The sequence below is a fragment of the Nocardia sp. NPDC058114 genome, assembly GCF_042884695.1.
Taxonomy (GTDB): Bacteria; Actinomycetota; Actinomycetes; order Mycobacteriales; family Mycobacteriaceae; genus Nocardia.
This window is the reverse complement of record NZ_JBHVTK010000004.1, coordinates 177,494-197,938: the sequence shown is the minus strand read 5'-3', so window position 1 is coordinate 197,938 and position 20,445 is coordinate 177,494. Positions and strand designations below refer to the sequence as shown.

The 20,445-nt window shown below is 66.9% G+C and carries 20 protein-coding genes and 1 tRNA gene; 8 read left to right on the top strand and 13 right to left on the bottom strand.

The annotated features are described in order from the left end of the window. The first annotated feature begins 179 nt into the window (after window positions 1-179). Window positions 180-1,226: an alpha/beta hydrolase gene (locus ACFVVI_RS17050; RefSeq protein ID WP_378989523.1), complete on the top strand. Its 1,047-nt coding sequence runs from the start codon at window positions 180-182 to the stop codon at window positions 1,224-1,226. 118 nt (window positions 1,227-1,344) lie between these two features. On the opposite strand, the gene ACFVVI_RS17045 is transcribed toward ACFVVI_RS17050, so the two are convergent. Further along, window positions 1,345-2,043 carry a hypothetical protein gene (locus tag ACFVVI_RS17045; RefSeq protein WP_378989524.1) on the bottom strand — a complete coding sequence of 233 codons (699 nt, stop codon included), beginning with the start codon at window positions 2,041-2,043 and terminating at the stop codon, window positions 1,345-1,347. Between the two features lie 326 nt (window positions 2,044-2,369). Between ACFVVI_RS17045 and rfbB the strand changes: the two genes are divergently transcribed. Continuing rightward, a complete protein-coding gene (gene rfbB / locus ACFVVI_RS17040; RefSeq protein ID WP_378989525.1) occupies window positions 2,370-3,371 on the top strand; it encodes a dTDP-glucose 4,6-dehydratase in 1,002 nt (333 codons plus the stop codon). A gap of 21 nt (window positions 3,372-3,392) precedes the next feature. On the opposite strand, the gene ACFVVI_RS17035 is transcribed toward rfbB, so the two are convergent. Beyond that, window positions 3,393-4,916, bottom strand: coding sequence for a DUF2142 domain-containing protein (locus ACFVVI_RS17035; protein ID WP_378989526.1), 1,524 nt, complete (start codon window positions 4,914-4,916; stop codon window positions 3,393-3,395). After that, window positions 4,913-5,881 (bottom strand): glycosyltransferase family 2 protein, encoded by a 969-nt coding sequence (locus ACFVVI_RS17030; RefSeq protein WP_378989527.1) that lies wholly within the window; start codon window positions 5,879-5,881, stop codon window positions 4,913-4,915. The genes ACFVVI_RS17035 and ACFVVI_RS17030 overlap by 4 nt, the downstream gene beginning before the upstream one ends. A 204-nt stretch (window positions 5,882-6,085) precedes the next feature. Here ACFVVI_RS17030 and ACFVVI_RS17025 point away from each other — a divergent pair, with 204 nt between their 5' ends. The 3 genes from ACFVVI_RS17025 (at window position 6,086) to ACFVVI_RS17015 (ending at window position 9,560) form a co-directional block, all read left to right on the top strand. Beyond that, entirely contained in the window at window positions 6,086-6,634 is a 549-nt protein-coding gene (locus tag ACFVVI_RS17025) for a GtrA family protein (protein WP_378996790.1), read from the top strand. Between the two features lie 109 nt (window positions 6,635-6,743). Further along, window positions 6,744-8,642, top strand: a complete 1,899-nt coding sequence (locus ACFVVI_RS17020; protein ID WP_378996792.1) for a glycosyltransferase — start codon at window positions 6,744-6,746, stop codon at window positions 8,640-8,642. Window positions 8,643-8,645: 3 nt separating this feature from the next. Further along, window positions 8,646-9,560 carry a GNAT family N-acetyltransferase gene (locus ACFVVI_RS17015; RefSeq protein ID WP_387445956.1) on the top strand — a complete coding sequence of 305 codons (915 nt, stop codon included), beginning with the start codon at window positions 8,646-8,648 and terminating at the stop codon, window positions 9,558-9,560. Between the two features lie 76 nt (window positions 9,561-9,636). On the opposite strand, the gene rsgA is transcribed toward ACFVVI_RS17015, so the two are convergent. The 6 genes from rsgA to ACFVVI_RS16985 all read right to left on the bottom strand — a co-directional run bounded on the left by rsgA (window position 9,637) and on the right by ACFVVI_RS16985 (window position 15,224). Further along, a complete protein-coding gene (rsgA, locus tag ACFVVI_RS17010; RefSeq protein WP_387445955.1) occupies window positions 9,637-10,668 on the bottom strand; it encodes a ribosome small subunit-dependent GTPase A in 1,032 nt (343 codons plus the stop codon). Between the two features lie 297 nt (window positions 10,669-10,965). Then, the gene (locus tag ACFVVI_RS17005; protein ID WP_378996799.1) at window positions 10,966-11,502 is read right to left on the bottom strand and encodes a hypothetical protein; all 537 of its coding nucleotides are present in this window, start codon (window positions 11,500-11,502) and stop codon (window positions 10,966-10,968) included. Between the two features lie 64 nt (window positions 11,503-11,566). Further along, window positions 11,567-12,655, bottom strand: a complete 1,089-nt coding sequence (locus tag ACFVVI_RS17000; RefSeq protein WP_378996802.1) for a glycosyltransferase — start codon at window positions 12,653-12,655, stop codon at window positions 11,567-11,569. Then, window positions 12,652-13,494 (bottom strand): ABC transporter ATP-binding protein, encoded by an 843-nt coding sequence (locus tag ACFVVI_RS16995; RefSeq protein WP_378996804.1) that lies wholly within the window; start codon window positions 13,492-13,494, stop codon window positions 12,652-12,654. The genes ACFVVI_RS17000 and ACFVVI_RS16995 overlap by 4 nt, the downstream gene beginning before the upstream one ends. A gap of 12 nt (window positions 13,495-13,506) precedes the next feature. Beyond that, complete coding sequence (locus ACFVVI_RS16990; protein WP_379301792.1) at window positions 13,507-14,334, bottom strand: ABC transporter permease; 828 nt, start codon at window positions 14,332-14,334, stop codon at window positions 13,507-13,509. A 311-nt stretch (window positions 14,335-14,645) separates the two neighbouring features. Further along, entirely contained in the window at window positions 14,646-15,224 is a 579-nt protein-coding gene (locus tag ACFVVI_RS16985) for a bacterial proteasome activator family protein (RefSeq protein ID WP_387445954.1), read from the bottom strand. 86 nt (window positions 15,225-15,310) lie between these two features. On the opposite strand from ACFVVI_RS16985, the gene ACFVVI_RS16980 reads away from it, so the two are divergent. After that, window positions 15,311-16,513, top strand: a complete 1,203-nt coding sequence (locus ACFVVI_RS16980; protein ID WP_358185869.1) for a cysteine desulfurase-like protein — start codon at window positions 15,311-15,313, stop codon at window positions 16,511-16,513. 6 nt (window positions 16,514-16,519) lie between these two features. Here ACFVVI_RS16980 and ACFVVI_RS16975 read toward each other — a convergent pair whose 3' ends face one another. Then, window positions 16,520-17,503 (bottom strand): NAD(P)H-quinone oxidoreductase, encoded by a 984-nt coding sequence (locus ACFVVI_RS16975; protein WP_379316834.1) that lies wholly within the window; start codon window positions 17,501-17,503, stop codon window positions 16,520-16,522. A 144-nt stretch (window positions 17,504-17,647) separates the two neighbouring features. Between ACFVVI_RS16975 and ACFVVI_RS16970 the strand changes: the two genes are divergently transcribed. Continuing rightward, window positions 17,648-17,735, top strand: a tRNA-Ser gene (locus ACFVVI_RS16970). A 12-nt stretch (window positions 17,736-17,747) separates the two neighbouring features. Here ACFVVI_RS16970 and ACFVVI_RS16965 read toward each other — a convergent pair. Further along, complete coding sequence (locus ACFVVI_RS16965) at window positions 17,748-18,164, bottom strand: winged helix-turn-helix transcriptional regulator (protein WP_378996810.1); 417 nt, start codon at window positions 18,162-18,164, stop codon at window positions 17,748-17,750. Window positions 18,165-18,226: 62 nt separating this feature from the next. On the opposite strand from ACFVVI_RS16965, the gene ACFVVI_RS16960 reads away from it, so the two are divergent. Continuing rightward, window positions 18,227-19,081, top strand: coding sequence for an NAD(P)H-binding protein (locus tag ACFVVI_RS16960; RefSeq protein ID WP_387445953.1), 855 nt, complete (start codon window positions 18,227-18,229; stop codon window positions 19,079-19,081). On the opposite strand, the gene ACFVVI_RS16955 is transcribed toward ACFVVI_RS16960, so the two are convergent. Continuing rightward, window positions 19,082-19,450 (bottom strand): nuclear transport factor 2 family protein, encoded by a 369-nt coding sequence (locus ACFVVI_RS16955; protein ID WP_378638491.1) that lies wholly within the window; start codon window positions 19,448-19,450, stop codon window positions 19,082-19,084. A gap of 156 nt (window positions 19,451-19,606) precedes the next feature. Continuing rightward, on the bottom strand, window positions 19,607-20,404 hold the full coding sequence (locus ACFVVI_RS16950; protein ID WP_378996818.1) for a DUF2382 domain-containing protein: 798 nt from the start codon (window positions 20,402-20,404) through the stop codon (window positions 19,607-19,609). Between the last annotated feature and the right edge of the window lie 41 nt (window positions 20,405-20,445).

Genomic DNA, 20,445 nt, shown 5'->3' with positions numbered 1-20,445 from the left:
TCACGAACGTTTCGTGACCGGGTGTGTCGGGCGATAACTGAGACAGACAAGACGTTCATCTGATTATGTGAGCGTCGATGTGTGAAACATCACTGTGTTAGATGTCAGCGCCGACATCCGATCCGGGGGGTTTACGCCTGGTCAGGGGTCGACGCGCCAGCTGTAGAGGTAGGTGCGCGATGGTAGCCACAAAGATCACCGGCGTGATGGGTGGGCTCGCGCCCGTGGCCCCGATCAGCACCGCCGAGAGGCCGGAGTCGGGCATCATCGTCAACTCCGGCCGGACCAGTACCTCCTCGCGAGTCCTGATGGGCGCCTGCCTCGGCCTGATCGGACCGCTGCTGCGCACCGTGCCCATCAACCGGGCCACCATTCCGGTCGGCGCCGTCGCGGTCGACCTGCTGTCGCGGCTGCGGCCCGAACCGCACGGCATCGAGCGCGAGCAGATCCAGCTCCAGGGCTTCAAGATGGAAATGGTGCGGCCCGCGGGCGGATCTCGCGCGTTGCGCCACGGCGCGTTGCTGTACATGCACGGCGGCGGCTTCGCGGTCTGCGGATTGCAGACACACCGCGCGGTCGTGGCCGGACTGGCCCGGCGCACCGGACTGCCCGTCCTCAATGTCGAGTACCGGCAGCTGCCCGGTGATTCGATCGACACCTCGATCGACGACTGTGTGCTCGCGTACCGCTGGCTGCTGCGCCACGGGGCCGATCCGGCGCGCATCGTGTTCGCCGGCGACTCGGCGGGTGGGTTCCTGACCTTCGCGACCGCGATCCGCTCTCGCGAGATCGGCCTGCCGCTGCCCGCCGCCCTCGTGGGCCTCAGCCCGCTGCTCGATCTGGACTACCGGGCCAAAGAGGGCTACGTCAATGTCAACCGGGACGCCTACATTCCGCTGAAGGGCCTGGAGGCGGTCGTCCACCTGGGCGCCGAGCACGCCGGTCCGCTCGATCCCGCGCTGTCGCCGGTCAACGCCGAGCTGGCCGGGATGCCGCCGGTGCTGCTCATCGCCGCCGAGGACGAGCTCCTGCGCTACGACTGTGAACTGATGGCCCACCGGCTCACCGCCGCGGGCGTGCCCAACACCCTGGAGCTGTGGCGCGGGCAGGTGCACGCGTTCATGAGCATCCTGCCGAGCATGCCGGAGAGCCGTTCGGCGCTGGGCCGGGTGGCGAAGTTCGTCCGTACCGCGGTGGAACCGGCCCAGCGGGCACGTACGGCCTGAGAACGGCTCGGGCGGTCCTGACCACGGTCGGCCGACCGAGCCACCTCCGACACGAAGAAGCGGCCCCCGCCCGGATTTCTCCGGGCGGGGGCCGCTTTCCTTCTGTCCTGCGGCGAAATTACTTGGCCGGAGCGACGAAGGGCTGGTTGATCGTGGTGAAGTACTGGATCGCAGCACCGATCGCGACCGGAGCGGTCACGAAGATCTGGCCCAGGATGACGCCGAGGGCGCCGATGGTGGTGGCGCCGACGACGCAACCCGCGATCGGGCCCGCGCCGAACAGGGCGAGCAGCACACCGGTGGCGACCAGGCCGGCCGCGGCACCCGCGATGCAGCCGATGGTCGCGCCGCCGAGGCCGCCGGCCAGGGTGCCGATGGTGGCGCCCATGGAGATGGTGGAGGTCAGACGGCTCCAGGCGGCCTGCTCACGCTCGTACTCGGTCTTCCAGGGAGCCTTGTCCTCGTAAGGCAGGGCCACCGGCTTGTAGACGGCCTGGGCCGGGTCGAGCTGGGGGGTCAGGACGGCCTTGTTGCCCGAGATCTCGGCGGCGATCGGCAGCTCGAAGTCATCGAGGCGGAACGACAGCGGGGTGCCGGCGACGGTGGTGCCGTTGGCAGCCTTGATCTTGAAGGCGCCGTCTTCGACGACCAGCGAGCCGGCGTCGGTGGTGATGACGGACTTGGAACCGTCGACGACCTCGGCGGAGTAGTTGATCGGGGCGGCTTCTTCGGCCGGCGCGGCGTTCACGGTGCCGGCGGTGACGCCCATGGCGGCGATCAGCAGCGCCGACGTGGCGGCGAATTTCCTCATCAGCATTTTTGTTGAACCTCAAGTTTGGAGCGTGCGGAGGGGACTCGTAGATCAAAAGCTCCCGCAGCTAACCAGAGGTGAACCTGCTGTGACTGTTAGTTCAAGTTTTGTTCACCATTGATACTCCGATGCCTGTGCGCTGATAGAAACCTGAGCGTTGACCGGGCTTTTTCTCAGGAAAACCGACTTTGAGTCTTAACCTACCTACAGGTAATGTGACGGAGATCACTGTGTAAATATATGCCGGGTCACAGGTCAGAGACGTTCCAGCAACACATAACGGTGACACCTTTCGTCACGAGCGTCCACGGAATGCACGTATCGTTGACCGAGTGCGAGTGCTCGTAACCGGCGGGGCCGGGTTCATCGGTGCGAATTTCGTCCAGCAGACCGTGGCCACGCGCCCGGATGTCCAAGTGACCGTGCTCGACGCGCTCACTTACGCGGGCAACCGGGCATCGCTGGATCCGGTCGCGGATCGGATCGAATTCGTGCACGGCGATATCGCCGATCTCGATCTTGTCGACAATCTGGTCAGTGGGGTGGACGCGGTCGTGCATTTCGCGGCCGAATCCCACAACGACAACTCCCTGGCCGAGCCGTGGCCGTTCGTGCAGACCAATATCGTCGGCACCTACTCGCTGTTGCAGGCGGTACGCCGCCACGAGGTGCGCTACCACCACGTCTCCACCGACGAGGTGTACGGCGATCTCACCCCCGACGAGCCGGGCTTCACCGAATCCACCGCCTACAACCCGTCGAGCCCGTATTCGGCGACCAAAGCGGGCAGCGACATGCTGGTACGCGCCTGGACCAGGTCTTTCGGTGTCCGCGCGACCCTGTCGAACTGCTCCAACAATTACGGCCCGTACCAGCACGTGGAGAAATTCATCCCGCGCCAGATCACCAACCTGATCGACGGTGTGCGCCCACGGCTGTACGGCGCGGGTCATCAGGTGCGCGACTGGATCCACGTCGACGACCACAACCGCGCGGTCTGGGACATTCTCGAGCGTGGCCGGACCGGCAAGACCTATCTGATCGGCGCCCAGGGTGAACTCGACAACCTCACGGTCGTCCAGCTCATTCTGCAGGCGTTCGATCGAGAGCCCACCGACTTCGATCACGTGACGGACCGCCCCGGCCACGACCAGCGCTACGCCATCGACGCGAGTCTGCTGCGCGAGGAGCTGGGCTGGTCACCGCGCTACGCGGACTTCCGCGCCGGCCTGGCCGACACCGTCGCCTGGTACCGCGACAACGAGAACTGGTGGCGACCGAAAAAGGCCGATACCGAACGCGCCTACGCGGCAGCGGGCGAGAAAACTCTGTAATCCCCACCGTCGTCTGGGGAATTATCCCCAGACGACGGTGTAATACGTTGCGGCGGTAGCGACAAGCGCGAAAGTCGATGCGCAGGCGATGGTGATCGCGGTCCCGCGGGCCGGAATCACGCCATCGGAATTCGTGAGTCGCAGCCCCACCACGCGAGCCAGCACCGCCAGTCCCATGATTGCCAGCGGCACGAAATACCGGCCCTGCACACCGTCGATGATATAGAAATCGACCGGCGTGAACGACATGTACAGCGTCACGTAGATCATCGCCACACTCGCGAGCACCGTGAGCGCCACGATCAGCGTGCGACGGAAAGTGGCTGTGGTGGTACTCATCCGGTCGACGATGCCGAAACTCACCGCGAAGGCGAGCAGGCACGCCAGCATCGAAATCGCGGGCACGTCCACATACGCGAAACCGAGTTCGCCGAAGAACTGGTTGAACCAGCGATGGTCGCGCAGCGCGATGCTCTCGCCGAAGGTGTGCACGAATTGCACCGGGTCGCTGAGGATTCCCTTCAGCTGATCGCCCGGTCGCACCTGGCCCCACTGATGGGGCGGGCGCATCAGGCCCATGCCGTCGCCGGTGGGCGCCGCGATCTTCGTCCAGGCGAGGAAAAGCACCCCGCCCGTCACCGCGAATGCCCACGGGACGAATTTCAGTTTTCCGCTGAAACCGAGCCGGTCGGCGGGCACCACCACAACCAGCATCGCCAGCAGCACATAGGTCGGTTTGCTCAGCGGCAGCGCGATCGTCGCGGCGAGCAGCGCGGCGGTTTCCGCCCGGTGCAGTCGATCGCCGACGAACAGCGCTTTCAGCAACAGCGCCGACACCATGATGGCGAGCGCGTTGGTGAGCGTGTCCGCGGTGACGGTGCCCGCCTGGAAAAGCGCGATCGGCAGCACCGCCACGGTGAATACCAGCCACTGGCTACGCCGCTCGCGCAGCGCGTAGAGCCCGAATCCGACAACCGCGAGATAGGCGACCAGGCCGGCGAAACGGGTGAGCAAATACATGCCACCCACGTCGAGGCCGAGCGCCTCGCCCAGCCGAATGCCAACGGCGGCGGGCACATACGGCACCGGCGAGTAGGCGGCGGTGTTGGTGAACCACATCTGCCGGGTCGTCGAGGAGACCTCGGCCGCGGCGAGCCGGTCGTAGGCGCCGGGGTCGGCCACCATCGCGTCGGGCTCTTCGGGGTTGTCGTTGTAGTCGGTGAAGGCGTAGCCCATCAGCGCGTCGATGCTCACCGGGATCTGCCCGCCGTAGGCCACACCGCGATCGTCGACGATGCGCTGGGGGAACACGCCGCCGTGGGCGACCTGGTAGGCGCGGCCGAACTGGGTGATCTCGTCGTGGCCCCAGAACGCGGGCGTGAGCACGGCGAACACGGCGCCGAAGACGGTCGCGATCATCGCGAACGCGACGGTCGCGGCGCCGAACCGCTGGGTCACAGTCCGGATGGGCGCCAGCGCCCGATCCTTGCGTGCGGGGGTCTTGCTGGGTTCTACAGTCGTCTCGGGCTCGATGGACGTGGTCACCGACGGTCTCCGGCCGCGACGTCCTCGTTCACCCCGGCGGCCGAATAACGCAGGTAGACCAACCGCGCCGTCTCGTGGCGGGAGCGGCGGATGCCGTCCAGGATCAGGCCCGCGGTCCACGCGAGGCTGCCGAGCAGCAACAGCGTGAACGCGAGGAACAGCGTCGGGAACCGCGCCACCTGGTGAGTGTTGTAGAAGTCGATCACGATCGGCACGGTCAGAATCACCGAGACCAGCCAGGCGATGGTGCCGAACAGGCCGTAGAACGCGACGGGGCGTTCGTGGCGGGCCAGGCCCAGGATCAGCGCGAGGATCTTGGTGCCGTCGCGGTAGGTGCGCAGCTTGGATTCGCTGCCCGCGGGGCGGTCGCGGAAACCGACCGGCACCGAGGTCTGCGGCACGCGCAGGTGCAGCGAATGCACGGTCAGCTCGGTCTCGATCTCGAACTCGCGCGACACGGCCGGGAAACTCTTCACGAACCGGCGCGAGAACACCCGGAAACCGCTCAGCATGTCTTCGACGTTCTCGCCGAACACCTTGCCCACCACGCCGTTGAGCACCTTGTTGCCGGTCTCGTGACCGCTGCGGTAGGCGCTGGCGTCGGCGTCGTCCTGCTTGCGCACACCGAGGATGTGGTCGTAGGGGCCCTCCAGCAGCGTCTTGATCATCAGCGGAGCGGCCGACGCCTCGTAGGTGTCGTCGCCGTCGATCATCAGATAGACGTCGGCGTCGATATCGGCGAAGGCGCGGCGCACCACATTGCCCTTGCCCTTGGTGTTCTCGAAGCGCACGATCGCCCCGGCCTCACGGGCGCATTCGGCGGTGCGGTCGGTGCTCAGGTTGTCGTAGACGTAGACGACGATCCCCGGCACAGCGGCTTTGAGGTCGGTGACGACCTTGGCGACCGCGGCCTCTTCATTGTGGCAGGGGACCACGGCGGCAATGCGAAGCTCGGTGGAGTCCACCCGGGTCAATCCTCGGAGTTAGGCAGCAGTGGGACACCGGGAGGCTACAGGATTTCTGGCGGCGCGGGCGCCGCGTGTTCGCGGCCCCGAGGGGCCGCCGGTCAGGCACCGTTGCTTGCTCCTTCGTCGCCTACGCAACGGCGCCTGACCGGCGACCCGGCCGCGAACCGGCCACTGCGTGGCCGACCCTCCCTAGGGGTCGGGGTGTTGGTTGGCTACCGTCATGGCGTGTCGCAATCAGTTGAACCGCCTGCTGTTCCCCTCGTATCGAAGGTGATAGCGGGTTTGCGGCAGGGTGCGGCGTTTCTTGTTGTCGGGGCGATCGGGTTTCTGGTCGACGCGGGGACCTACAACCTTTTGGTGTTCTGGGGTGGGGGTTTCTCCTTCTCCGAAGGTGTGCTCTATCACTCGCCGCTGGTCGCCAAGATCATCGCGATCGTGGTGGCGACGGTGGTCACCTACTTCGGCAACAAGTGGTGGACCTACTCGCACCGCAAGTCCGGCAGCCCTGTTCGGGAATATGTTCTGTACGCGATCGTCAATGTCGTAGCGATCCTCCTGCAACTCGGCTGCCTCGGCTTTTCCCGATATGTGCTCGACCTGTCGTCACCGCTGGCGGACAACATTTCCGCCACTGTGGTCGGGCAGACGATGGCGGTCGTATTCCGCTATTGGGCCTACAGCAAATTCGTTTTCACCGGCTCATCGGCAAGCGATGAGCAACACGCGCGGAGTGCGGCAACTCCTCACTGACAACGCGCGGGTGGCGTGTGATTGATATCCTCGCCCCGCCCGCCGCGACGCCCTTCTTTACGTGACTGCCTGCGCCGGCGCAGTCGATACCGAGAATTTCGAGGACTTCATGGAGCAGTCGGCTACCAAAGCCGTGACCGAATCGAACGATCGGCGCGAGGCCGCGCCCGCATCGTTGCGCGGTGAACACTCAGCGCCCGAGCGGCTGGTGCTGGCCCGAGGCATCTTCACCGGGCCCTCGGCGCGGGTGAACGACGACCTCTACGCCGTCGTCAAGGGGGGTGCCGCCGTCCGCGAACGGCACTCGCTGCACCTGCCCAAGGGCGCGACCGCGCACACCAACACCTACTTCGGCCGATTCGCCGCCAGCTACTGGCAGCGCTGGACCACCGTCACCGAGGTATCGGTGGGTGCGCATCTGGTGGTCGGCAACAAAGCGAATGTGCGGCTGGTCGCCTCCGATATCGCCGGGCACCGCCGGATCATCGCCTCGCTGGTGGCAACGAGCAGCGGGGTCGTCTCGCTGACGGCACCGCTGGATCAGTACGTCGACGGCGGCGCGTTGTGGCTCGAGTTCGACGCCGTCGGGGGCGAACTCGACATCACCGAACTCGCCTGGACCGCGCAGGCGCCCGAGAAGGTGCGCCCGGTCGCCATCGCGATCTGCACCTTCAACCGGGCCGAGGACTGCGCGCACACCGTCGCCGCGCTGGCCTCGGACGCGACCGTGCTGGCCGCGATCGACGCGGTGTACGTCGTCGACCAGGGCACCGACCTGGTCGAGGACCGCCCGCTGTTCCAGCAGGTCCGTCCTGATTTCGGTGACAAACTGCGCTACATCCGCCAGCCCAACCTCGGCGGCGCGGGCGGCTTCACCCGTGGCCTCTACGAGGTGTCGGCGGCCAACGAGCACGCCGACGTCATCCTGATGGACGACGACATCCTCTGCGAGCCCGAGACCGTGCTGCGCCTGCAGGCGTTCGCCAACCTCACCGTCGAACCGACCCTGGTCGGCGCGCAGATGCTGTTCCTGCTCAACCCCGACTACCTCAATGTCGGCGCGGAGGAGGTGCACCTGCACGAGCTCAAGCACGGCCAGAAGGTGCCCAAGGCGCTGCGCAACACCTCCATGCTCAAGAAGAACCAGGAGCGCCGGGTCGACGCGGGCTACAACGCCTGGTGGACCTGTTTGATCCCGGCCGAGGTGGTGTCGAAGATCGGGCTGCCGGTGCCGATCTTCTTCCAGTGGGACGACGTCGAGTACGGCATCCGCGCGCGCGAGCACGGTTTCGTCACCGTCACGCTGCCCAACGCCGCCGTCTGGCACGCCGACTTCTACTGGAAGGACTACGACGACTGGGCGCGGTACTTCTCCACCCGTAACTCGCTCATCGTCGGCGCCCTGCACACCGATCTCGACGGCAAGTCGATCACGCGCGAGTTCTTCCGCTACATCGCCGAGCACCTGGTCGGCATGCAGTACGGGCTGGTGCACACCACGCTGCAGGGCATCGAGGACTTCATGAAGGGTCCGAAGGCGTTGCGCGACGGCGGTATCGACGCGCTGGCCGCCGCCCGCAGCACCCGCAACGACTACCCCGAGACGATCAAGCACCCCGCGGCCACCCCGCCGGTGAACTCCGCCGACATCTCGGTTCGCCGGGCCAGCGGCGAACCGAGCCGCGTCACCCTGGTGCTGATCAAGCGCGCCATCACCCAGTGGACCGGCCGCACGCAGCCCGGTCTGATCGGCGTCACCCGCGAGGACGCGCACTGGTGGCACATCGGCCTGTTCGAGCACGTGGTGGTCACCGACGCTTCCCAGTCCGGCGTGCGGGTACGTCGCCGGGACAAGGCTCGTGCTCGCGCACTGCTCATCCGCGCCTACCGCACCTTGCGCAAGCTCCGTAAGGAACTCCCGGCACTGCAGGCCGAATATCGCAGGGCCGTACCGGAACTCACGAGCCGGGAGAACTGGGCGCGGCTGTACGGCATCGACCCGAGCTGACCCGTGACGCGTTTCGTCCGGGCCGCCTCCGCCGCTGACGCGGAGGCGGCCGCCGGGCTGCAAGCCGAATTGCACGCGCATTTCGAGGTGCACCGTCCGGCCGACATCATGCGCCGCACACGGCGGCTAGCCAACAACGACTACTCCGCCTGGCGACCGGCGCCACTGCTGATCGTCGAAGACGAAACACCGATCGGTTTCGCGACTTACGACTTGTTCCAGCCGAGCAAGTGGTCGGCGGGTGAGCTACGGATCTCGGAATTCCTGATCACGGAGTCCTCGCGTGGCGCAGGTGCCGGCGCGGCCCTGCTCGCCGCCGTCCACGAGGTAGCGAGCGCCGCAGGAGTAGCGGTGAGCGAGCCGAACCAGGCCGACCCGGATGTGTTCACGACCGTGGAGTGCTACATCGGCTCCCACGTCATCGACTTCGCCTACGAGCGGGCTCGAGCCGGGCACTGGTCGTCGCTGCGTGCCGAGGCCGAGGAAAAAGGCTGGCCCGCACCACGACTCGACGACCTGTGGCACACCGAACTCCACGACGATCCCGAGCCCGGCCACCTGTACGCCGAGGGCGAGGTTCCGTTCATCCTGCTGCCCGACGGCCGGGTGATCACCGCGCGATTCCGGACGATCTATGTCAAGGAATATCTCGGTCACGGCCCGGAGAACCGCTGGACGCTGGCTCTGTCAGGGAGCGAGTTGCGCACGGTGGGCGGGCTGGAGATCGACCACAGCTGGTCACGAGCGGAGAACCGTCCCGCGCTCGCGGTGGCCACCGACGACGGCCGGCTCATGGTGAATTACTCCTACTACGCCGGCAATCATTTCGGCTCCGACTCGGGCACCATCGACTACATCATCGATCTGGCCGAGGCCACCGTGTCCCATCGCGCACACGTCACCTTCGAACAGGATTAGCGAGATCATCAGGCACTGACGCGGTTCGGCTCTCGGCCGGTGTTCGCGTGCGTGCCTGATGATCAACTACTCCGGCTCAGCGGCGGCCGCGTTCGCGGTAGTTCCTCCGCTGCTGTTTGCTGATGTCGCGCCAGACTCGTTCGCGTTCGGCGGCCAGGCGTTTGTCGGTGCGGGCCGCCATCCAGTCGTTCTCTCTCGCGAGTTTGCGATAGCTGGTCAGCCTGCGTTCGGTGATGGTGCCATCGGCCAGTCCGGCCTGCACCGCGCAGCCGGGTTCGGTCTCGTGGACGCAGTCGGCGAAACGGCAATCGGCAGCGAGGGATTCGATGTCGCTGAAGGTCTTGCCGATGCCTTCCGCGGCGTCGTAGAGCCCGATGCCGCGCAGGCCGGGGGTGTCGATGAGCGTGCCGCCGCCGGGCAGTGGCCGCAGCTCACGGTGCACCGTGGTGTGGCGGCCTTTGCCGTCCACCGCGCGAACCGCGTTGGTGGCGAACACGTCCGCGCCCAGCAGTGCGTTGGCGAGGGTGGATTTGCCCGCTCCGGACGGCCCGATCAGGGCGACGGTGCCGTTGAGCACCGCGGTGAGCACCTCGAGACCGACCGCGGCGGCGGCACTCACCGCCACCACGGTCGCGCCGGGCGCCACCGCACGCACCTCGTCGAGCGGAAGATATTCCGCCGCATCGGCTTTGGTGAGCACGACGACCGGCTGGGCATTGCTCTCCCACGCGAGGGCGAGCATTCGTTCGATCCGCCCCAGGTCGACGTCACCATCGGCGGCAGAGCAGATCAGCACGGTATCGACATTGGTGGCCAGCACCTGGGCCACCGAGCGCCCCGACACCGACGATCGCATGATCGCCGAGCGCCGGGGGAGCAGTTGCCGCACAGTGCCTTCGGCATCGAGTCCGACCCAGTCGCCGGTGCACAGTCCGGTGATGTCGCGCGGGCAGGCGGCTCGCGCCGGGCCGTGCGGTGTCACCACATCGCATTCGCTGCGGTCCATCCGCACGATGCGAGCGGGTGCGAGATCGCCGAGCAGCGGCAGATATTCAGAAGCTACGGTTTCGGTCCAGCCGTAAGGGACGAGCAGGTCGTAGTCGACCATCGTAAGGAATCCTTCGTCGGGTGCCGAACCCGAACGACGGGTTCAGCGAGTAGAGGTGATGTCCGGAGCAACCTGGGCAGGCGCACAATCGCGCCGCCCGGCCACGGCAATCCACACGTGTGTACTCACGGACATCCACCTCCTCTCCAACGTTCGAACACCACTGTGCCCGACCACGCCGACACCCGGCAACTCATTTTCCGTGCGCGGTCCTGCGCCGTCGTCACAGAGGCGAACTCGCGCTGTTGCGCGGCCCGATGACGGCACGCCTGCGGTCCCGCAGGTAGGCGTTCGGGGCTACGGCACGAAAACTTCGGTCGACTGGGGGATGTTGGGCTTGTCGGTGCGGACCGTGACCTGGACTCGACCGGGGCCGGTGTTCGCGATCACGTCCTGGACCGGGTAGGTGCTGGTGCTGGTGGCCGGGATGAAGCGGGTCACCGAGCCGGTGGCGCCGCTGTCCAGGTTCTTCCAGTCGACGACAACGTTCACATCGCATGCCAGCACGGTGGGCGCCCAGTTGCCGAGTGGGGAGAAGCCCTGCGAGACGCGCAGGGCGATGCTGTGGGTGGCGCCTGGCGCCACGCTCGGGGAATTGAGCGGTCCGTCGAACGCGGTGCCCGCCACGTTCAGGAGGCCGACGCAGACGCCGTTGCCCAGGGTAGCCACCGGCGCGGTCCTGACTTCGTTCATCACGCAGGAGCGCGGGCCGACATTGGACCAGCCGAGCTGGCACTGGTCGTCCGCCTGGGCGGTGCCGGGGGCGGCGAGACAGAGCGCGGCGCCGGCGAGCACGGTCGCCGCGGCGGATGCGAAACTCTTTGCGAAGGTCACGGTTCGCATCGTAAGACCGAACGGCAGATTGTTGCCAGAGGGAACTACCCCCTAGTTTCGGGGGCTAGTCGGGTTTACCGAAGTGCTCGTTGCGGCCCAGCGACCGCAGCCGGAACCATTCCTTGAGGCCGGCCGGGTCGCGGCGGGTCACCAGGAAGAACCAGGAGAATCGGATCCACTCCTGCGGCAACAGCTTCCGCATACCGGGCTGCGACATCAGGTAACCGCGATTGCGGTAGGTGAAGTAGCGCTTCACCGGATCGTCCGGGTACTGGGTGTGCATTCGCCCGCCCAGGATCGGCTTGAATTCCTCGGCGCCGTTGGGATGCAGGTAGGCGGTCTGCAAGCAGGTGCCGAACGGCAGCCCGGAGCGGACCAGGCGGCGATGCACCTCCACCTCGTCGCCGCGCACGAACAGCCGCAGGTCGGGCACGCCGATCAGGTCGACGGCCTTCGCCGAGATCAGCGCGCCGTTGAACAGCGACGCGATGCCGGGCAGGAAGTCCTCGTCGCCGAGCTCCGAACGCAGCCGCCGCCACACCACGCCGCGGCGCAGCGGGAACGCGAGCCGGTCCGGCTCATCGATATCGCAGACCACCGGCGACACCTCGACCAGGTTGTGCCTGCGCGCGCAATCGATCAGTGTCGCGAGTACTTCGGGCCCGTCGGGGCGGCCGTCGTCATCGGCCAGCCACACCCAATCCGCACCCTGGGTGAGCGCGTGCAGCATGCCGAGCGCGAAACCGCCCGCGCCGCCGAGGTTGTGGCGTGAACCCAGGTAGGTCGCCTCGATCGGCTGCTGCGCGACCAGCTCGGCCACCGCGTCCTCGTTGGCGTTGTCGACAACGATCAGATGGTCCACCGGACGCGTCTGCGAGGCGAGCACTTTCAACGACTCGGCGAGCAGTTCGCGACGCTTGTGCGTGACGACCACCGCGATGATCCGCGCGGTCGGGCCGGTCTCGGTCGTGATGTCGGCGGGTTCGGCACCGGGGGGCAGTTCCGCGTCGTCGGGCAGCACCACCGCGGGCAGCGCGTCGCCGGGCAGCACGGCGGCGGGCTCGACGGGTGCCGGCGTCGCCTCGAGACGGTCGGTCATGCTGAACCCACCCGGCACGGCAGCCGGGGCAGCCTCGTCACGTTGACCGCTCATACCTGATTCTGCTCCAGCTTCTTCTCGCCCGCCGCGCCGAGTGCGCCCTCGGTTTCCAGATCACGCAACACCTGTGCCACGTGATTACCCGCCTCGGGCCCTTCATACGCTCGCACAACGTCCTCGATCCCGCCCTGTTCGCGGATCTGACCGTGGTCGATCCACATCGCGGTATCGCAGAGCTGGGCGAGGAATTCGTTGGAGTGGCTGGCGAACACCAAAATGCCCGACCGCGCGACCAGCGACTGCAGCCGCGTGCGGGCCTTCTTCATGAACTCCGCGTCGACCGCGCCGATGCCCTCGTCGAGCAGCAGGATCTCGGGGTCGATCGAGGTGACCACACCCATCGCCAGCCGCACCCGCATGCCGGTGGAGTAGGTGCGCAGCGGCATCGACAGGTACTCACCGAGCTCGGTGAAGTCGGCGATCTCGTCGATCTTGGCCATCATCTGCTTGCGCGTCTGCCCGAGGAACAGGCCGCGGATGATGATGTTCTCGTAGCCGGAGATCTCCGGGTCCATGCCGACGCCGAGGTCGAACACCGGCGCCACCCGGCCGCGGATGCGCGCACTGCCGCGCGAGGGTTCGTAGATGCCCGAGAGCAAACGCAGCAGCGTCGACTTGCCCGCGCCGTTGTGGCCGACCAGGCCCACCCGGTCGCCTTCTTTGAGCGAGAGGTTGATGTCGCGCAGCGCCTCGACCACCACCACGTCGGAGCTGTTGCGCCCGATCGCGCCGCCCGCCTTGCCGAGGAACGCCTTCTTCAGCGACCGCGACTTGGCGTCGAAGATCGGGAACTCGACCCACGCCTCATGGGTTTCGATACTCACACGGCTCATCGAGAACTGCTCCTAAACCCAGTACGGGACGCGGGCACGGTACTGCTTGAGCGCCAGGATCGCGACAGCCCAGCCGACGACGGTGATCGCACCGACGATCGCCCAGTGATGCCACTGCGACGGCTCACCGAGCAGGGGAGCGCGCACGATCTCCAGGTAGTGATAGGTGGGGATGATCTCGAGGAGCTTGGCGCGGTCGCCCGCCCCGCCGACCGAGTTCTCCAGCGCCTTCGTCGACCACATCACCGGCGTCAGCACGAACAGCATCAGCGTCATCGAGCCCAGAATCGGGGCGATATCGCGGTAGCGGGTGGAGAAGATGCCGAAGACGATCGTCACCCACATCGCGTTGAGGAACAGCAGCAGGATCGCGGGGAACACCAGCAGGAACGACAGATCCAGGTCACGCCAGATCGAGAACGCCACCACCAGCAGCGCGTAGATCGCGGCGTTGTGGATGAAGAACAGGAACTGCCGCCACACCAGGCGATACACGTGCACACTCAGCGCCGAGGGCAACTGTTTGATCAGTCCCTCGTTGGCGATGAACACATCGGAGCCCTCGAGAATCGAGGCACTGATGACGTTCCACACGATCAGGCCGACGGTCACATACGGCAGGTACTCACTGATCGGCTGGTCCAGCAGCGTCGAATACAGCAGACCCATCGCCAGCGCCTGCAAACCGGTCGCGATGGTGATCCAGAACGGACCGAGCACCGACCGGCGGTAGCGCTGCTTGATGTCCTGCCAGCCCAGCGACAACCACAGCTCGCGCTGGTGTAGTCCGTCGCGCATGTCCTTGAAAGCACGCCCGAAGGTCTGCGAATCCGACACCATCGGCGTCTTCACCAGCAGCGGCGCATCGGTGGTGTGCTCGGCAGCGGCGACTTCGGCTAGCGCCGCGTCGGCGGGAATGTCGTCAGAATGCACGGGGCTCTCTTCGGTACGCACGTCACCCTCATCGGAGACCGATTCAGGACGGGCGGCAGCGGCGGGCACGGTCCCCGACCTTACAGTGTTGTTTTCCGGCTGGCGCCGGGTGTCGCGGCCCCGAGGGGCCTCGATCTCGCCTCCCTCCGGGTACTCCTTCGTCGCACCCTCCACTCAGTCCAGATCGAGGCGGGCCGCGAACAAGAGACTCGGGGGGTTCACAGGTACTGGCCGCCGCCCACATGGCCGCCTGGCTTGGCGTCCGCCGCGTGCATTCCGGGCGGAAGCGCACCCTGGCGCATCTGCTCCAGCTGAGCGCGGGCGGCCATCTGCTGGGCGAACAGCGCGGTCTGGATGCCGTGGAACAGGCCCTCCAGCCAGCCGACGAGCTGAGCCTGAGCGATGCGTAGTTCCGCGTCCGAGGGCACTGAGTCGTCGGTGAACGGGAGGGTGAGGCGTTCGAGTTCCTCGCGCAGTTCCGGGGCGAGGCCCTGTTCGAGCTCACGCACCGAGGACTTGTGGATCTCCTTGAGGCGCGAGCGGCTGGCGTCGTCCAGCGGTGCGGCGCGAACCTCCTCGAGGAGCTGCTTGATCATCGTGCCGATGCGCATCACCTTGGCGGGCTGCTCGACCATGTCCGTCAGCGACTCCGCCGACTCGCTCGCGGCCTTCTCGTCGTCCGGCACGACCTGAGCGGTGAACGCGGACGCGTTGTCGGCGTCGGCGGGCACGGTCAGTGGACGGCCGTCGGGACCGATCACGACGATGGATTCGGGGACATCCTCCGAGTGCGTCATATCCCCATCATTGCGTGTGCGCCGGGTTCGCGCTAAAACCCCCACGCGGTTACCCCGGGAGGCCCCCTGCCCTTAAAGTGGCCACCATGACTTATGACGTCGCGAGGGTTCGGGGCCTGATACCGTCCCTGGGCGACGGCTGGATCCATCTGGACCCGCAGGCGGGGATGCTGGTTCCCGATTCGGTATCTCGTGCCGTCTCAACGGGTTTCCGCACCTCTTCGTTTTCCCACATCGGCCGCCACGGTGCGGCATCGCGCAGCGGCGCGATCCTCGACGCCGCACGGGAAGCTGTCGCCGATCTGGTCGGTGGAGATCCGGCCGGCGTCGTCCTCGGTCCCGATCGCGCGGTTCTGCTGGCCTGGCTGGCCGAATCGCTGAGCTCACGCCTCGGTCTCGGTACCGGCATCGTGCTCTCCCGTTTGGACGACGAGGCCAACGTCGCCCCGTGGCTGCGCATCGCCAACCGCTACGGCGCGCACGTGCGCTGGGCCGAGGTGGAGATCGAGACCTGCGAGATGCCGTCGTGGCAGTTCGAGGAGCTGATCGGGCCGACCGCGCGCTTGGTGGCGCTCACTGCCGCGTCACCGATCGTCGGGTCGGCGCCCGGTGTCCGGGTGGCCGCCGATCGGGTCCACGACGTGGGCGGACTGCTGGTGGCCGACGCGTTCGGCGCGGCGCCGTACGCGCTGATCGACATCGACGAACTCAATGCCGACGTCGTCGCGCTGAGCGCGCCGTCGTGGGGCGGACCGCAGGTGGGCGCACTGGTTTTCCGCGACCCGGCGTTCCTCGATCGCATCCCCTCGATGTCGCTCAACCCCTATGCCAAGGGTGCTGAACGCCTCGAAGTGGGCGGGCATCAGTACGCGCTGCTGGCCGGGCTCACCGAGTCGATCGACTTCCTCGCCGGGCTCGACGAGCGCGCCACGGGCACCCGCCGCGAACGCCTCGAGATGTCGATCACCTCGCTGCAGGACTATCACGACCAGCTCTTCGATCACCTCATGCAGGTGCTGGAGAAGGTCGACAACCTCACCGTGATCGGCCGGGCCTCCACCCGCATCCCGACGGTCAGTTTCACGATGGCCGGAATGCAGGCGGAGAAGGTGGCGGCCAAGCTGGCCGATGCCAGGATCGGGACGGTCAGCGGTGTGCACGGCGGCAGCCGACTACTCGACGCGCTGGGTGTGAACGATGAGGGCGGTGCGGTGACGATCGGGCTCGCGCCCTATACGACCCGCTACGAGATCGACCAGCTCGGCCGTGCCCTCAGCGCCCTCGAATAGCGTGCGCTAGTCGCGAACCCGCAGGATCACCTTGCCGAAGGTCTGCGAGTCGTCGAGCAGTTCGTGCGCGCGGGCGGCTTCGGTGATCGGCAGCTCGGTGGAGATCACCGGCACGATCTCGCCTGCGGCCACCTGCGGCCACAGTTGTGCGCGGACCGCCGCGATGATCTCGGCCTTGCTCCCCGGCCCCGATCGTGGACGGCCGCGCACGTTGGTCGCCGCCACGGTGCCCCACTTACGCAGCAGTGCGGCGATATTCAGCGTTCCGCTGACGCCCCCTTGCATTCCGATCACCACCAGCTGCCCATAGGGTGCGAGCGCCTCCACGTTTCGTTCCAGGTACTTCGCACCCATGTTGTCGAGAATCACGTCGGCCCCGCCCTGATCCGCGACCGTTGCGACGAAGTCGCCGGTCCGGTAGTTGATCAAGATCTCCGCCCCCAGCTCGGCGCACTTGGTCAGCTTCGCGTCCGACCCGGCCGTCACCGCGACGCGCGCTCCGAGCCCGCGCGCCACCTGGATCGCGTGCGTCCCGATCCCGCCACCGCCGCCGTGGATCAACACCAGCTGCCCCGATCGCAGCCCCGCCGTCATCACCAGGTTCGACCACACGGTCGCCGCCACCTCCGGCAACCCCGCGGCCGCGACAGCGTCCATCCCCTCCGGAATCGGCAACAGCTGCGTCGCGGGCACCGCCACGAACTGGGCGTACCCACCCCCGGCGAGCAACGCGCACACCCGATCCCCGACCTGCCAGTCCGTCACCCCCGCTCCCAACCGCGCGATCGTCCCCGAACACTCCAACCCGAGGATCGAACTCGCATCCGCGGGCGGCGGATAGAACCCCTTCCGCTGCATCACATCGGCCCGATTGACCCCTGCCGCAACAACTTCCACCAACACTTCACCGGGCCCCGGCTCCGGATCGATCGTCACGGTCCACTCCATGACCTCCGGCCCACCGAACCCGTTCAGCTCAATCGCGTACATGACACCAATCCTCTCCCCACACCCCGCCGGTAGCCAGAACCCCGCGCCGATGTCGCCGACAGTTCTCGCCGGCGCGAGACAACCCGGCCCAGGTCCGCCCGGACTTGCGGAAGGCCGGATCAGGTCGGCTACCATCCTTCCCAGGGAGACGTGGCAGAGCGGCCGAATGCACTCGCCTTGAAAGCGAGCATGGGTAACACCATCGGGGGTTCAAATCCCTCCGTCTCCGCCAAAGGCCCGCAGGTCAGGATCGGTCGAGGAGCTTCGGTCCTGGCACGGGTCCACCCGTTCGGAAGGTTTCGATTTCCTCGGCTCGGGTGCTCACCCATTCCAGCAGGCCGTGGAGCTTTTCGGCTGCCTCGTGGCCGATCGGGGTCAGGGCGTAGGAAACCTGTGGGGGCACAGTGGGTTCGACGGTGCGCTCGACCAGGCCGTAGTCGGTGAAGGTGCGCAGGTTCTGCGACAGCATCTTCTCGCTGATGCTGCCGATTCGGTCACGCAGGACGTGGTAGCGCATCGAGCCGTCGAGTAGCGCGGCCAGGATCAGGACGCCCCAGCGACTGGTGACTTTGCCGAGGATGGCGTGGGCCGGACACTCTTTGTCGAATACGTCACGTTGACCGAGTGTGGGCCGGTCGCTGTCCGGGACTCCTACCGCCATGCCATGAGCTTACCTATCGGTATGCCCTTTCCAATGGAAAGTCCCCTTCCTACGGTTGGCCCATGGTGGATATCAGCAGGGTTCTGGTGATCGGGGCGACCGGTCATGTCGGCGGTCAGGTGGCGGCGCAGCTCGCCGCGGGCGGAACGTGGGTGCGGGCATCGGCGCGCGACCCGCGCGCGGCGTCGCTGCCTACGGGTATCGAGGTGGTGCAGGGCGACCTGACAGTCCCGGAGACCCTGGACAGTGCCCTCGACGGCATCGACGCGGTGTACCTGACCTGGCCGATGCTGTCGGCGGAGATCGCGGAGCGGGTCGTCGCCCGCGTCGCCGCACACGCGCGCCGCATCGTCCTGCTCTCCTCCGCCTCGGTCCGCGACGAACTGGATGAGCAGGACCACCCGATCGGCCGGGCACACGCCCTCATCGAGCAGCCGATCACCGAGTCGTCATTGGAATGGACCTTCCTGCGGCCCGGTGGTTTCGCTACCAACACGGTCGAATGGGCACCTCAGATTCGCGCGGGCGACGTCGTGCGCGGCGCGTACGGCGCCGCCACGATGCCCCTGCTGCACGAGGCGGATATCGCCGCGGTCGCCGTGCGCGCACTGACCACCGACGGCCACGCCGGGGCGAAGTACCACCTGACCGGCCCGGCCGCGCTGAGCCGAATCGACCAGGTCGAAGCGATCGGCGCCGCACTCGGCCGCACGTTGGTCTGGGAGGAGATCAGCCCCGAAGACGCAGTGGCGCACATGGGTTGGCTCCCGCCCGACATCGCGCGCGTGGTGCTGCACGGACTCGCCGGACTCGTCGGCACACCGGGCTCGGTGACCTCCACCGTGCACGACGTCACCGGGTCACCGGCCCGCGACTATCGCCGATGGGCAGCCGACCACGTCGCCGATTTCCGCTGACTACTCCTCGTCCCACGCCTGGATCGACGTCTGGTCGACTATGCGACCGTCGCGCAGGTTCGCCATCGAGTGGGCGAGGACGCGCGTGCCGTCCGGATATCGGCACGATTCCACGAAGGCGATGTGGTCGCCGTCGATCAAGACGCTGTCGAGGGAGTGGGTCATCTCCCTGGAACACACGTCGTCGAACATCGCGCTGATCGCCGAGCGACCGTGCATCACCCGGGGGTGACTCGGTTGGTCGCGGTGGTCGACCATGCGGATCTCGGCATCGTCGCTGTAGAGCGTCAGCAGTGTTGCGGCATCACGGCTTTCGATTCCGCGGCGCAGTGCGTCGGCATCGAATCCCGAACTGGATGCGGTGCTCATCGGGGGCTCCCTCGCTCGTCGAAACGAGCCGGACCAGGGCGATTCGGCCCGTATCGAGAACCCTACGCTCGCCGCCGACCGCGCGTAACCCGTCGAGAACCGGCCACCCACCGGGTGGGTGGCCGGTTCGGCCGAGCGGGATGTCGACGCGCGGAGTCAGGGTTCCTGACGGCGGCGGTCGTCGATCCCTTCGGCTTCCACGCGTTCCTTGCGGACCGTTTCGGAGACCGTCTTCTCGTCGTCGATCTCGTCGACCGCCAGCCGTACACGCTCCACCGGGACGGCTTCCTTCTCGACGTGCACCTGGTCGGCGTGCAGGGTGACCTCGCGGTCCTCCTCGCCGATGGTCGTGCGCCCCGTGCGGTCGGTGATCGGCTCGCGTTCGACGTGCACTTCCTCGTGCGTCACGGGCACCTTGAACGTCTGCTCCTCGGTGACCACCGACTTGTGCAACCGTGCGGTGCCGACCTCTTCGCTCTCGGTGTCGATGCGCAACTGCTCTTCGGAGCGCACCATCGAGTCGTCACCGTAGCGAGCGGTGTCGGACTGGCCGGTCACGGTCCGCGGCGGGTTGCCATGGGTCATCGGCAGGTCGTCTTCGGGTCGAATCCGCGGGCGCCCTTCGGCATTCCAGCCCGAAGCCCGTGGATCGACGTGGTAGTGCTCGAACAGTTCCTGTTCCGATTGTGCGCTGATCCGGGACCCGTCGTGGTAAGGCGCCGATTTCACCAGCTCCTTGTTCACATGCAGTCGGAGCGAGTCGTCGTCGGGCAGATGTTCGGCGCCGGCCAGCGGAACCAGCGAGTCGTGGCTGAAGAAGCCGGTCGAGACGGCAACCCAGGTGGGCGCTCCGGACTGGTTGTCGAGGTAGATCTGCTTGACCTTGCCGATCTTGTCGCCGCGTTCGTCGTAGGCGGTGGTGCCGATCAGCGATTCCAGGGTCGATTTGCTCATGATGATCCCTCCTACCTGGTACGGAGGCCGGTCGCGGGCAT